Source organism: Phocaeicola sp. GP0067, from assembly GCF_031119655.1.
Classification (GTDB): Bacteria; Bacteroidota; Bacteroidia; order Bacteroidales; family Bacteroidaceae; genus Phocaeicola; species Phocaeicola vulgatus.
In genome coordinates, this window is record NZ_JAVHZY010000030.1 from 39,120 (window position 1) to 53,625 (window position 14,506).

General features: G+C 33.5%; 13 protein-coding genes. All 13 read left to right on the top strand.

Annotated elements, in window-relative coordinates:
- Window positions 1-5: 5 nt before the first annotated feature.
- The 13 genes from RE317_RS17885 (at window position 6) to RE317_RS17945 (ending at window position 14,501) form a co-directional block, all read left to right on the top strand.
- Window positions 6-1,262, top strand: coding sequence for a nucleotide sugar dehydrogenase (locus RE317_RS17885; protein ID WP_008652760.1), 1,257 nt, complete (start codon window positions 6-8; stop codon window positions 1,260-1,262).
- Window positions 1,263-1,307: 45 nt separating this feature from the next.
- The gene (locus RE317_RS17890; RefSeq protein ID WP_005848421.1) at window positions 1,308-2,843 is read left to right on the top strand and encodes an MATE family efflux transporter; all 1,536 of its coding nucleotides are present in this window, start codon (window positions 1,308-1,310) and stop codon (window positions 2,841-2,843) included.
- Window positions 2,840-4,057, top strand: coding sequence for a hypothetical protein (locus tag RE317_RS17895; protein WP_308821666.1), 1,218 nt, complete (start codon window positions 2,840-2,842; stop codon window positions 4,055-4,057). The genes RE317_RS17890 and RE317_RS17895 overlap by 4 nt, the downstream gene beginning before the upstream one ends.
- Before the next feature lie 17 nt (window positions 4,058-4,074).
- Window positions 4,075-5,055 carry a glycosyltransferase gene (locus RE317_RS17900; RefSeq protein ID WP_005848417.1) on the top strand — a complete coding sequence of 327 codons (981 nt, stop codon included), beginning with the start codon at window positions 4,075-4,077 and terminating at the stop codon, window positions 5,053-5,055.
- A 24-nt stretch (window positions 5,056-5,079) separates the two neighbouring features.
- Complete coding sequence (locus RE317_RS17905; RefSeq protein WP_005848415.1) at window positions 5,080-5,847, top strand: glycosyltransferase family 32 protein; 768 nt, start codon at window positions 5,080-5,082, stop codon at window positions 5,845-5,847.
- A 228-nt stretch (window positions 5,848-6,075) separates the two neighbouring features.
- Complete coding sequence (locus tag RE317_RS17910; RefSeq protein WP_016270116.1) at window positions 6,076-7,119, top strand: glycosyltransferase; 1,044 nt, start codon at window positions 6,076-6,078, stop codon at window positions 7,117-7,119.
- On the top strand, window positions 7,116-8,291 hold the full coding sequence (locus tag RE317_RS17915; protein ID WP_005848412.1) for a polysaccharide pyruvyl transferase family protein: 1,176 nt from the start codon (window positions 7,116-7,118) through the stop codon (window positions 8,289-8,291). The genes RE317_RS17910 and RE317_RS17915 overlap by 4 nt, the downstream gene beginning before the upstream one ends.
- Window positions 8,288-9,475: a Coenzyme F420 hydrogenase/dehydrogenase, beta subunit C-terminal domain gene (locus RE317_RS17920; protein WP_005848410.1), complete on the top strand. Its 1,188-nt coding sequence runs from the start codon at window positions 8,288-8,290 to the stop codon at window positions 9,473-9,475. Before RE317_RS17915 ends, RE317_RS17920 begins: the two co-directional genes overlap by 4 nt.
- Entirely contained in the window at window positions 9,472-10,236 is a 765-nt protein-coding gene (locus RE317_RS17925) for a glycoside hydrolase family 16 protein (protein WP_005848408.1), read from the top strand. The genes RE317_RS17920 and RE317_RS17925 overlap by 4 nt, the downstream gene beginning before the upstream one ends.
- Window positions 10,233-11,414 carry a glycosyltransferase gene (locus RE317_RS17930; protein ID WP_227212442.1) on the top strand — a complete coding sequence of 394 codons (1,182 nt, stop codon included), beginning with the start codon at window positions 10,233-10,235 and terminating at the stop codon, window positions 11,412-11,414. Before RE317_RS17925 ends, RE317_RS17930 begins: the two co-directional genes overlap by 4 nt.
- A gap of 47 nt (window positions 11,415-11,461) precedes the next feature.
- Window positions 11,462-12,202 carry a WecB/TagA/CpsF family glycosyltransferase gene (locus RE317_RS17935; RefSeq protein WP_008673645.1) on the top strand — a complete coding sequence of 247 codons (741 nt, stop codon included), beginning with the start codon at window positions 11,462-11,464 and terminating at the stop codon, window positions 12,200-12,202.
- Between the two features lie 7 nt (window positions 12,203-12,209).
- Window positions 12,210-13,016 carry a YjbH domain-containing protein gene (locus RE317_RS17940; RefSeq protein ID WP_005848399.1) on the top strand — a complete coding sequence of 269 codons (807 nt, stop codon included), beginning with the start codon at window positions 12,210-12,212 and terminating at the stop codon, window positions 13,014-13,016.
- Between the two features lie 63 nt (window positions 13,017-13,079).
- On the top strand, window positions 13,080-14,501 hold the full coding sequence (locus RE317_RS17945) for an undecaprenyl-phosphate glucose phosphotransferase (RefSeq protein ID WP_117873893.1): 1,422 nt from the start codon (window positions 13,080-13,082) through the stop codon (window positions 14,499-14,501).
- Window positions 14,502-14,506 lie beyond the last annotated feature (5 nt).

Genomic DNA, 14,506 nt, shown 5'->3' on the forward strand with positions numbered 1-14,506 from the left:
AGGATATGAGAAGTTTTGAAAAACTTAAAATAGCGGTGGCTGGTACTGGTTATGTTGGGTTAAGCATTGCTATCTTGTTGGCACAGCATCATCAGGTGATTGCAGTGGATGTTATTCCTGAAAAGGTTGATTTGATAAACCAACGTAAATCCCCAATCCAGGATGATTATATTGAAAAGTATTTGGCGGAAAAGGAATTGAATCTTATTGCGACTTTAGATGCGACAAAAGCATATAGTGAGGTAGATTTTGTGGTTATTGCTGCACCTACAAATTATGATCCTTTGAAGAATTATTTTGATACTTCTCATGTGGAGGAAGTGATTAAGTTAGTAAGAAATGTCAACCCTAATGCCGTTATGGTGATTAAAAGTACTATTCCTGTAGGATATACCGAAAGTGTTCGTCAGAAGTTGGATACGGAGAATGTGATTTTCTCACCGGAATTCTTGCGCGAAAGCAAGGCTTTATATGATAATCTTTATCCCAGTCGCATTATTGTAGGCAGGCCGGAAGGTGATGCTCGCTTGGAAGAGGCTGCTCACATATTCGCAGAGTTGCTTCAAGAAGGGGCGATTCGGAAAAATATTGATACGTTGTTTATGGGGCTTACTGAAGCAGAAGCTGTAAAACTTTTTGCTAATGCTTATTTGGCTTTGCGTGTGTCTTATTTTAACGAATTGGACACATATGCCGAAATGAAAGGGTTGGATACTCAAGCTATCATCAATGGTGTTTGTTTAGATCCGCGTATCGGTACACATTATAACAATCCGAGTTTTGGCTATGGTGGCTATTGTTTACCAAAAGATACTAAACAGTTGCTTGTTAATTATACTAATGTACCTGAGAATTTAATACAAGCCATTGTGGAAAGCAACCGTACTCGCAAGGACTTCATTGCCGATCAGGTGCTTCATAAAGCTGGCTACTATGATTATTATAATCGGGATGACTATAATTCTGTAGAAGAGAAACGTTGCGTAGTGGGTGTTTATCGTTTAACGATGAAATCGAATTCAGATAACTTTCGTCAATCTAGCATCCAAGGTGTAATGAAGCGTATCAAAGCAAAAGGAGCAGAAGTGATAATCTATGAGCCGACCTTAGAGGATGGTAGCACATTTTTGAGTAGTAAGGTGGTGAATGACTTTACGAAGTTTATGGAACAAAGTCAGGTGATTATAGCGAATCGATATGATAGTTGTTTGGATGAAATGAAGGAGAAAGTTTATACAAGGGATATTTTTAGCAGAGATTAAATAAGTATTTTTTAGATTAAATATTGATTCTGATTTATAAACAAGATGGAGAATAATCCTTCTGGTAATAAACGTATTGCTAAAAATACATTGTTGCTTTATTTTCGAATGCTGTTGACCATTTTAGTAGGGCTTTATACTAGCCGTGTAGTGCTCAATACACTGGGAATAAGCGATTATGGTGTTTATAATATTGTTGGTGGTGTTGTGACCATGCTTGCTTTTTTGAATTCAGCAATGGTAGCAGCTTCCCAACGCTTTATTTCATTTGAATTGGGTACTGGTGATTTGGAAAAGCTGAAAAAGGTTTTTTGTACATCAGTATCCATACATATAACTTTAGCCATTCTTATATTAATTGTTGCAGAAACAATTGGCTTATGGTTTGTCAATGCTTATTTGAATATTCCTCTAGACAGGATGGAAGCGGCTAACTGGGTTTATCAATGTTCAGTCCTTACATTGATTTTGACAATAATAAGTGTACCTTATAATTCATGTATTGTTGCACATGAGCATATGAGAGCTTTTGCTTATGTTAGTATTGTTGAGGTAATTCTAAAACTAGCGATAGTCTATCTGTTATTAATTGGTGACTTTGATAAGTTGATATTATATGCTATATTGATAGCTGTAGTTGCTTTTATTATTCGAATAATATATGGTATTTATTGTAAACAGAATTTTGAAGAGTGTACTTATCATTTTCTATTTGATAGAAAACTATTTAAAGAAATGTTTGCTTTTGCAGGTTGGAGTGTTATTGGCAATTTAGGTTTTTCATTAAAAGACCAAGGCTCTAATATCATTCTAAATCTATTTGGAGGAACAACAGTTAATGCTGCACGTGGAATAGCAATGCAAGTTAATGGAATTATTAGTAATTTTTCTTATAATTTTACGATGGCTTTAAACCCTCAAATAACAAAACAATATGCGGCAGGTAATATGAATGAATCTGGAAGATTGGTATATACAGGATGTCGTTATTCATTTTATTTGCTACTATTGATTGCAATCCCAGTTATGATTAATGTCGATTATTTGTTACAATTATGGTTGGGAACTATTCCTAAATATACATCTCAATTCTTATTGTTGGCTTTAATTACAGCATTAATAAATGTTATGTCTCCTCCATTAACAACGGCTTTACAAGCAACAGGGAATATTAAAGTTTTTCAAATAGTGATATGCATTATTATGTTATGTGAATTGCCTTTTAGTTATTTTATTTTGTATACAGGGGGCAAACCTTATATGGTAATGTATCCTAGTATTTTTGTGATATCAATCGGTTTGTTCGCTCGTTTTCTCATTTTAAAAAAAATAAGCCCATTTTATAAACTACGTCATTTTACGTTTAATGTTTTTTGTAGAAATATATTGATTGCTATTGTATGTTACTATATTTCTTTTAAAATTAAAACCAGCTTCTTCTTTTGCGATTTTATTTCATTTTTGTTGACGAGTTTTATTGCTTTTATTGTGTCATGCCTTATTATTTATGTTATAGGATTTTCACCTGAAGAGCGTAATGCTTTATTGAATTTTATCAAAAATAAAATTAGAAAAAGATGAATAGAATAGACTTTAAAATAAATTCTTTGATCTCTTATATATTGCAAATCCTTGTTATATGTTCTATTCTTTGTGTTCTACCTGTTTTCCAAGAAATTCTTTCTGTTAGACTTTCTGAACGAATCTTAGCATTAATAGGTTTTTGTACTTGTTCTATCTTTTTTTGTAGGTATCATTCTTTGTTGGATAAAGTAGGCTGGGTATATTGTATTTCATTATTGGTTATTTCAATTGTTCATACTGATATGGTGACAGTTGAAAATACATTTATGAGTTCCGTAAGATGGCTTAATATTTTCTTGTGGATACTTCTGTATAAGAACTTAAACTTAAATACGAGGTGGCTGTTATATTTTGCGTTTGTATTTTACATAACCGAATGCGGAATATGTATTATTGAAAAACTAGGTAAGTTTTATGTTATAGATTATTCTATGGCAGATTCGATGCAAGCTACGAATGCAAAGGCATATCAGTATACTTTTATGGATTTCAGAAGCAGAGGATTATTGTTACATCCACTTTATAATGCGAATGTAATATCTATTTTTATGGGTTATATATTAGTTTCCAGTCGTTTAAAAAGATATTTTCAAATAATATTGCTGTTGTTGGGATTGTTTGCTGTATGGTCTTGTAATTCAAGAGGATGTATAGCTGTTTGGTTGTTGATATTGACTTATAGGCTATTCTTTTATAAACAGAATGTGTGGAAAGTCTTAATTGCACTGTTTTTTCTATATATGATAATTCCAAATGTTATTGTTCTTGTACAACAGTCAGGATTATTGGGAAGATTTAATTTTGATTTTAGCGATTCATCTTCCGAAACGCGACTAACAGCCTTTGAATTATTTTTTATATACCCATGGAAAACTGAGGATATTGTTTATGGATTAGGTGATTGGATTTATTATCCATTTACAGAAATACGATTGGAAAATGGTTTTCTTTTAAATTTATCTTATTGGGGATGGATTGTAGGTAGCATCAAGTCATTTGCGGAAATTTATTTGACTTATAACTGTTTGTCTTTTTACTCATTTAATGATAAAATTATCATTATGCTTGCCATTTGGGGTGTAGCAAGCTTAAATAATAACATGACATATATTATGCTGTTATCATTCTTTTTATTGGCAAATATATTCTTAAATACAGAAAATCATTGTGGCATGAAAATAAAAAATATTTTCTTCCTTTTTAAAAAATAGAAAAAGTCTTTCATCATATGAAAACAAAGATTATTTATGTGCTTGTTAGTAATGAAAATGATTGTTATTTAGAGCAGGCATTGGTTTCTATTTATTCATTGCGTTTATATAATCCAGATGCAAATTTGCTTTTACTTGTTGATGAAGAAACAAGTAGAACGTTGGAAAATGGCATTCGTAAATTGATACTTAATTATGTTTCAAAATTAGTCATCGTTGATGTTCCGTTTCATTATTCAAAACAACAAAAATCTAGGTACATAAAAACATCATTAAGAAGTCAGGTAATTGGGGATTTTTTATTTATTGATTGTGATACAATTATAAATGAAGAGTTGAAAGATATAGATAATTTGTCTTGCGAAATAGCAGCTGTACCAGATTGTCATCTTTCAATTAAATATAGTTGGATGAAAACTAATATTAAGAAATGGTCTTCTGTATTGGGATGGAAATATTCAGAGAATGATTTTTATTTTAATAGTGGAGTGTTGTTTGTTAAAGATACAGATGATACTCATCAATTTTATGAGTATTGGCATTCTTTGTGGAGGAAAAATGTATTGAAAGGTATTAATTATGATCAACCTTCTTTGGCTAAAGCTAATGAATTAATGGGTTGTAAAATTTGTAAGTTAGATGATATTTGGAATTGCCAAATTAATGCTAACGGGTTACCATTCTTGTCTAAAGCAAAAATAATACATTATTTCGCATCAGGGATGGGAGCAAAAAGTTATGTACCTTATAAATTCCTTGATAAAAAAATATTCTGTCGTATTAAATACGAAGGGTTTCTGAGTGATGAAATAAAATTGATGATTAGAAATTCTAAATCAGCCTTCAATCCTTTTTGTACTGTAATAGGTTATGACGATGCTAGATTTTTATGTTCTAGCACTTATGGGTTATATATTAAATATCCCAATGCTTATAAAATAATCAATGTTATGTCTCGTATGTTTTTATTTCTGCTTCGTTTCTTTTTAAAAAAATAATTTAATAAAATTGATTCACTTGATATGATTCCTAAAATTATTCATTATTGCTGGTTAAGTAACGATCCCATTCCTTCCAATATCCAACATTATATGGATTCATGGAAGAAATATTTGCCTGATTATGAGTTTATTCATTGGAATTTTGATAAGTTTGATAAATCATCATCTCGTTGGGTGAGCGAAGCTTTTGATAACAAAAAATATGCTTTTGCTGCTGATTATATCAGGCTTTATGCTCTGTATCATTACGGGGGAATTTATTTGGATATGGATGTGGAGGTTTTAAAATCATTTAATCCTTTTTTGTCACTTCAAACGATGATGGGGTGGCAGTATGGTAAAGGAAAGGGGCTGGAAGTTGCAGCGTTTGGTGTTGAACGGCATTCTTCGTGGGTAAAACTTTGTTTGGACAGTTATGATAAACGTCCATTTGTTCTTCCGGATGGTAGTTTTGATATACTGCAACCATTGCCTTTGCAGGTTGAAAAAACATTATTAAATAATGGTTATGACTTGATTTCTGTTACTTCTCTTGAAGATGCGATGAAGATAGATGAAGCTTCCATGAAAATAGCAATTTTCCCTGCAACATTTTTTAGTCCGAAATCTTTTACTGATGGAGTAATAAGAACTACCACTAATACATATTCTATCCATCATTTTGCTGCATCTTGGCTCCCTTTTTATACGCGTTGGGAAATTAAATTTTGGCATCTGCTGCGGTTGCCTAATTTTAGAATATTGCATTTTATTGGACAGCTTTTGAAAAAAGTGCATCTGAAAAAGTAAATAGTTGATACTTGTAATTCTAAAATTGTATTATTTTGTAAGGGGGAGCTATGTTTTGTAAGTATTCAAAATAGATTTTCATTTGTAATGAACTATAAAAAGTTTATTCTTTTAGTATTTGCCAATGTAACTATAGTTAAGTGAAATTTAAAATATTCAACTTTTTGCCTTATTGATTTTAAAGAGCTGAAAAAGACTACTTACTAATTATAACTACAATAAAATATAATGGAAAACGATATTCCCAAAATAAGTGTGATTGTACCTGTTTATAACGTGGAAAAATATCTAGATAGGTGCATACAGTCGATATTGAATCAGACATTAAAGGAACTGGAAATCATATTGGTGGATGATGGGTCACCTGATAATTGTCCAGCTTTGTGTGATGAATATGCTCAAAAAGATGCGCGCATTAAAGTTATTCATAAAAAAAATGAAGGATTAGGTTTTGCTCGTAATGCAGGGTTAAATCTTGCATCTGGAAAATTTGTTTCATTTCTTGATTCTGATGATTGGGTTGCTCCTGCGATGTATGAGACTCTTTATCGTGTAGCTGAAAAAATGAAATGTGATACTGTATATTGTAGTTTGCAATATTATTATTCAAAAGATAAGATAATACCTTTTGAAGAGGTAGGTCAGGAAGTCTTTTTTCGTGGACGAAAAAGTGTTGATTCATTTTTATTAGATATGTTAGCTCCTTTGCCTAGTTATCGTTCTGATGTGAAATATATGGTTTCAGTTTGTAAGGCTATTTATCTTAGAAAAATAATAGAAGATAATCAATTGCGATTTGTATCTGAAAAAGTGGTAGCTTCTGAAGATATGTTTTTTCATGTGAGATATTTGAAATTAGCAGAAAATGTAGGTTTTATACCGGAATATTTTTATAATTATTTTCAAAATGAGTGTTCAATTACCCATACTTATACAGAGGATAAAATAGAACGGTTAAAGAGGTTTATTCAAGAGATGCATTCAGTATTTGCAGAGTATTTTGCAGAAGAGGATTATTGGGTTAGGTTACAACGCAAAGCTCTGCATTATTTACGTAATTCTCTTTATATTAAATATCAAATTGTAAAGAAAAAATCTTTTTCAATTCAGAATTATGAATTAAAACAAATATGCAAAGATGCATTTTTTTATCATTACTTAAATAATTATCCGTATCAATTGTTGCCAATGAAGCATCGCCTTTTTTATTTATTGGTAAAATATAGAGCTACTTTATTGCTGTTGTTGGTATATAAATTAAACAAAAAATGAAACCTATAGGCCTCGTAACTTGCTATTTTCATCATAACTATGGTAGTATGCTTCAGGCATATGCTACGGAAATGATTTTTCAGAAAATGAATTTACCTTATCAGACTATTTCGTGTAAATCTCCTATTGTTTATATGCAAGGGAATAAATTGCTTTATATTATCAAAAAGATTTTGATAGCTGATTGGAAAATGAGGATAGGTAAGATAAAAATAGAGTATTATAAAAAGAAATATCCAGATTCATTTGGCAGAAATGTAGATTTACGAAATGCTTGTTTTGATAGGTTTTCGCAAGAATACTTTCATTTATCACCTTATTGTAAAAATAGAGAAGAATTGAAAGCTATGGCTAACAATTATTCTGCTTTTGTGGTGGGAAGTGATCAATTGTGGCGTACCGACAGCGTAGAGCATGGGTATTATACTTTAGAATGGGTGCCAGACAATATCTGTAAAATAGCTTACTCTACTAGTCTTGGGATTAAAAAAGTACCTTGGTTTCAGAGGAAGAAGAACAGATGGTTTATGAAACGTTTTAATTATATGGCATTACGAGAAAAAAGCGCTTGTGATTTGGTTTATAAATTAATTGGGCGTGAGATTCAAGTCGTACTTGATCCTACTCTTTTGTTTACAGGTGAGCAATGGATGCATATACAGCAGGAAAAGCCTCTAACTAATGGTAAATATATTTTTTGTTACTTATTAGGGAATAATCCTCAACAAAGGTTATTTATAAGCGAAGTGCAAAAACGAACAGGTCTGAAGATAGTGGCGCTTCAGCATTTGGATGAATATATACCATCGGATGAAGGATTTGCTAATGAAACTCCTTATGATGTAGGTCCTGCCGAGTTTTTGAATTATGTGAGAAATTCGGAATATATCTTTACGGATTCTTTTCACTGCTCTGTGTTTTCTATTCTCTATAAAAAGAACTTTTTTGTATTTAGTAGATTTAGTGAAAATGCTATGCAAAACACTAACACGCGCATAGATAATTTATTGAGTTTGACTAATCTCTCTCAACGGAAAATAGATACAAAAAAGAATATCGATAATCTTCTTTCTATGCCGCTTGATTATGTGGATGTAGATGAGAGATTAGAAATATTGAGAAAGTCTTCTCTAGCTTATCTTGAGCAAGCTTTAAAAGGAATAGAATTATGATTGTAATTACTGATAAGGTCACGTGTTGTGGTTGTTGGGCATGTGAAAATATTTGTCCAAAGCATTGTGTGGTGATGAAAGAGGATAATGAGGGGTTTCGTTATCCTGAAGTAGATGTTGAAGTTTGTATAGAATGTGGTTTGTGTGAAGCAGTATGTCCCATTCTTCATAAACCGATTAAAGAACATGAAGAAACAATTGGTTATGTTATTCAGCATAAAGATAATAATATACGAAGAGATAGTACATCTGGGGGATTTTTTAGTGCTATCAGTGATTATGTTTTGAACCAAAATGGATATGTTTTTGGTGCTATTTATAATAAAAAGATGGAGGTGGTACATTATGGAACTAATAAGAAAGAAGAAATTCAATTATTTAGAGGCTCGAAGTATGTACAGAGTAAAATAGGACATACGTATCAAGAAGCAAAGAAACTTTTGCAAACTGGTTGTCTTGTATGTTTTAGTGGAACTCCTTGTCAAATAGCCGGATTGAAGAATTATCTTAAGAAAGACTATGCAAATCTTATCACAGTAGATTTGGTATGTCGTGGTAATCCTTCACCGCTTTTATTTAGAAAGTATCTTGAATACCAGCAAATAAAGTATAAAAATAAAGTAACAGGAGTTAAGTTTAGGGATAAGTATTATGGTTATAATTATTCTACTATGACTTTAGATTTTGAAGATGAGAGAATTCAATATCATTATGGGATGGAGGCAGATTTAATGTTAAAGTTCTTTTTTAAAGGGCTGTGTTCAAAACCAGCATGTCATCAGTGTGTATTTAAGAGTATTGAGCGGGTTAGTGATTTTACTATTTTTGATTGTTGGAATGCTAAATTTTACAATAAAATCATGGATAAAGCAGGCGCTACTCATGTTTTTATTCATTCTCAAAAAGGATTTGATTATTTTGAATATTTAAAATCTTATTTTGTATATCAGAAATCAAATGTTCAAAAGGTTGTAGAACAAGATGGTTGTATGATGTTACAATCGGCAATTCCCAGTACGAGAAGGGCAGACTTTTTTAGAGATTTGAATAACTTGCCTTTTGACAGATTACAAGCAAAGTATTTTCCTCTTACATTGATGAGAAAGATTATCATTAAAATGAAACCATTTTTTTATCATATAGGGATATTCAGTATTTATATGAAATTAAAAAAAATGCTATGATAAAGATTTTATTAAGCATATATTTATTATTGTCTTCTTTTGTATTGTTTGCTCAAGGTTTATTTGAAAATGATCCTATTTGGCGAGATGAATTTAACCGAGATAATGTTCCTAGTTCTATGTATTGGAGTTATATAGTGGGAATGAGAGGGCAGGAAAGTGAATATTATACAAATAGTTCAAATAATGTATGTGTAAATAATGGTAAATTAATCATTAGGACTTTAGATGAGAAAAAAGATAAGGCTTTATGCACTTCTGGTCGAATACATACCTTAGGTAAGGTTTCGTTTTTATATGGCAGGTTGGAAATTAAGGCAAAATGTCCTACAGGAAAAGGTATTTGGCCTGCTTTTTGGATGTTGCCGGCAGAAGAAGGTTTACCTTTTGGTGAAATTGACATAATGGAATATATTGACTGTTGGAGTTCTAAGGAGTATCAGATCAATGTCCATGTGACGGATAAAAAAAATGGGAATCGTATAAAAAAAATGAATCCTCAATTAGTGAAAGCTGATGTTTCTAAATTTCATATTTATACATTAGAATGGTACAAGGATAAACTTGTATTTTTACTTGATGGTAATTTATGTTATCAATTTGATAAAAAGGAAGGAGAAGCTTGGCCTTTTGATAAGCCATATTACTTAATTTTAAATGTTGCTTACGGTGGATGGGGTGGATCTTGTGGAATGGATGATTCTGCTTTTCCTTGTGAAATGAAAGTTGATTGGATAAGATACTATAAACTCAAAGAATGATGAAATACATTTTAGTAATAGATCATATAGCTACTGGAGGCGCGGAACGTATTTTGATTGATTACTACCACTATTTGAAACAGAATGGACATGTGCCTTATGTTTTTGTGCTTTCAGGTTATAGTGGACAAAGCAAGTGGACAGAGAATGTAGATGTATTTTATGGGTCTTGTAATGACGAAAATAATTTGATAAAGAAAACGTTACAACAATTTAATCTATTTTTTAGACTAAAAAAAATTGTTGCAGATATAAAACCGGATGTCATTTTTTCTTTTCTTGAAAAAAGTAATCTACTGACGATTCTTGTGCCTACTTCTGCTGTAAAGGTTGTTTCGGTGCATAATGTACTTTCTCTTCAATATACGAAAATTAAGTTGGGCATAGTACAGAAGTTAACTTATTGTATGATAAGGTGGATGTATAACAAGTGTAATAACGTAGTAGCTGTTTCAAAACAAGTGAAAGATGATTTGATCGTTTCTTTTGGGGTTCGGAGTGAAAATATAAATGTCATTAATAATTATGTTAATAGCAAAGATATTAAGATTAAATCTCAATGTGGAATTGATGATTTTGTTTTCTGCCCAGATAAAAAATATATAATGAATATAGGGAGGTTTTCAGAACAGAAAGCGCAATGGAAACTACTGAAGGCATTTTCGCTTTATTTGAATAAAGGTGGGTGGAATGTGTATCTTGTATTAATGGGGGAGGGAGAGTATATGGAAGAACTAAAACAATTAGCTAAAGATTTGGGAGTTTATTCACGAACTATATTCTTGCCTTTTAATTTGAATCCTTATAAATATATGGCTCACGCTGATTTGTTTGTTTTATCTAGTATATTTGAAGGATTTCCTATCGTTCTTGCAGAGGTGTCATCGTTGAGAATACCTTTTGTAGGTACAAGAAAAGCTATACCAGAAGAAATGTTTGACAACAGGTTGTTTTGGGAGGAATGTATTGTTGACAATTTAATACTAGAGAAAGATTTCACAACAATTATTCATGATGATGAGAAACATTTAGCAAAGTTAATAGAGCGTGGTATAGATGATGATGATTTTAGGAAAAAAATATTGAATCATACCAAAATATGGGAAGAAAACAATGATAAAAGTATGCAATTCTTATTTTATGATGCAATGTGTAGGAAAGTAAGCACTAAAATATAGTGCTCTATTTTAAAAGTTACACTATTTATTCTTTACAGGAAAGTGTTATGATACCTATTTTAATTAGTCATATCTTACGAACAAATCTACGAGGTCTTGATAATCTTTTCATGGATAAAGGTAAAATATATACATTTCTAAATCCTGTTTCTTATTTGATGGCATTAGATCGTAAAGATTTGTTTGGACAGTTTGATGGTATTTTTGCCGATGGTTCCATCTTAGTGGCTGCCATAAGATTATTATATGGAATAACAGTGAAAAGGCGAAGCTTTGATATGACTTCTATGGCACCGGAATTATTCCGTTTTGCCGAAAATAATGGAAAGATGTTATACATTGTTGCGTCAAAACAAGAACAGGTAGAAAAAGCTGTTGAAATATTTAAGGAACGGTATCCAAAGTTGAAGTTTATGGGTTGTCGTAATGGGTATTTTGTTTCGGAACAAGAAATGGATGCGGAAGCGAAACATATTACACAAGTTAATCCTGATTTTCTTATTGTAGGAATGGGGGCGTTGATGCAAGAACGTTTTTTGCTAAAGGTGCGTAATGCCGGATTCCAGGGTATTGGTTTTACCTGTGGTGGTTTTATTCACCAAACTGCTAATAATGAGATTGAATACTACCCTCTATGGATAGATCGTATGAATCTGCGTTTTGTCTATCGTATGTATAAAGAGAAGCATACCCGTAAACGTTATGTACAAGCTGCCTTACTTTTTCCTGCACGCTTTTTGTGGGAGAAACTAATCTTTTCATGGTACAAAGATAGCAAACCCTTATAATTTCGCAATGCATAATTCTTTTTTAGCTTTTCTATGTTTATGTTTCTGTACTGTATTGAAGGGACAGGCATTATATGGTACTAGTGGACTATTGCATATGCCTACTGCTGATATGCAGAAGGACAAAACTGTTATGCTGGGCGGTAATGTGCTGGATAAGCATCCGCTTTCTACTTATTGGAATAATAAAAATTACACCTACACATATAATTACTATATAAATGTGACTATTTTTCCTTGGCTGGAAGTAGCATATACCTGTACCTTGGTAAAGGGAGTTAAAGGTAATTATTGGCCTGAACAGACTTGGGGAAAATTTCGTAATCAGGACCGTAATTTTTCAGGAAGGCTCCGTTTATGGAAGGAAGGCTGGTGGAAAGAATGGACTCCTCAACTTGTATTGGGAGCCAATGATCCCGGAAGTTTTGATAATAATGGTGGTGGTAATATCAATTTTAATCAAGAAGCTGGTACTCATAATTATTTCAATCGTTTTTTTCTGGCTGCAACGAAACATTTGTATTTTCAGAATGTGGGGGAATTAGGGCTTCATATGGCTTATATTTATAGCAGGGCTACTGGCTTGAATTATGAAGGACCTGCATTAGGTGTTAATTTTCGGTGTTGTTTGCCTGATACTTCTTTGGGAAATAAGATATTGAATGGACTGAATTTGATGGCGGAATATGATGCACGAACCATTAATATAGGTTTTAACTATGCTGTTTGGAAAGATCGTTTTAATCTGATAGCAGAATTGAATGATGGTAAATATCTGAGTGCGGGACTTTATTTCAAAATCTGTTTGAAGTAAACAGGCATGAGAGTTGATAATGATAGCCACATATATGATCATAATTTTTAAAATCATACTACTATGACTATGAAAGACAAATTAGCATCCTACAACCACTTGATCGAGACCTTTGTGATTGTCACCGAGACCTTTCTTTGCGGTCTGCTATTCCTGCTTTTCAGCAAGCTGTCCAATGAGATGCAGTGGGATAGCCTGCAGGTTGGTGGAACCACCGTTCTGCAAGTCATGCTTACACTGATGTTATGTTACGCCCTTTGCGCCATCCATTCAGGAGTAGTGCTTCACCGGAGGAAAGTGCATTCCCTTCAGATATGGAAACGTGTGTTCGAGAATATGTTCCTGTTTGTCCTCCTGGGCGGTCTGGTCCTTTCTGTAGGAAACTATGCGGATATAGCCTCCCTGTTCATGCTGGAGTACCTTTTCCTCCTGTTTCTGTGTCTTGTTTCGTTCCGTTTCACTCTTCGTCTTCTCATCAGGCTTTACCGTATGAGCAAGAAACATACGCGTTTTGTAGTACTGGTAGGAAGTACGGACAACAACCTGGAAATCTACCATGAGATGTCGGGCAGTGAAGATACAGGTTATTCGGTCGTGGGCTATTTTGACGGTCAGGCGAATCCTGCTTTTCCGGTAGAATGTCCGTATTTGGGCCAGCCGGCGCAGGTACAGGAATATCTGGAGAAACATGATTATGTACATTACCTGTTCTGCTGCCTGCCCTCAAAAGACAGAGAGGTCATCGTTTCTCTGATTGATTACTGCGAGAACCATCTGGTACATTTCTTCAGTGTGCCCAATGTGCGCAATTATCTCCACCACCGTATGTCGTTCAACATCATGGGGAACGTCCCTTACCTGGGCCTTCGCCCCGATCCCTTAAGTTGGCCGGGGAACCGCCTGCTGAAAAGAACCTTTGACATAGTAGTCTCATCGGTGTTCCTTTGTACGTTTTTTCCGGTTATTCTGATTGTGGTGGCGATAGTGACCGGATTGACCATGCCCGGCCCGCTGTTCTTCCGCCAGAAACGGAACGGGCTGAACGGCAGGGAGTTTTATTGTTACAAGTTCCGCAGTATGAAAGTAAATGCAGATGCCGACAGGATACAGGCCACGGAGCATGATCCCCGCAAGACGCGCTGGGGCAATATAATGCGTAAGACGAATATAGATGAGCTGCCCCAGTTTATCAATGTGCTGTTGGGGGATATGAGTATCGTGGGGCCTCGTCCTCACATGCTTCTCCATACGCAGGAATATTCAAGGCTGATCAATAAATATATGGTGCGGCATTTTGTGAAACCGGGTATAACGGGATGGAGCCAGGTTACGGGTTTCCGTGGGGAAACGAAGGAACTAAAAGACATGGAGGGCCGTATCCGTGGTGATATCTGGTATTTGGAGCACTGGAGCTTCGGTCTGGACCTTTACATCATGTACAGGACGGTGGCGAATGTCTTCCGTGGCGAGAAGAATGCCTATTAGTAAAA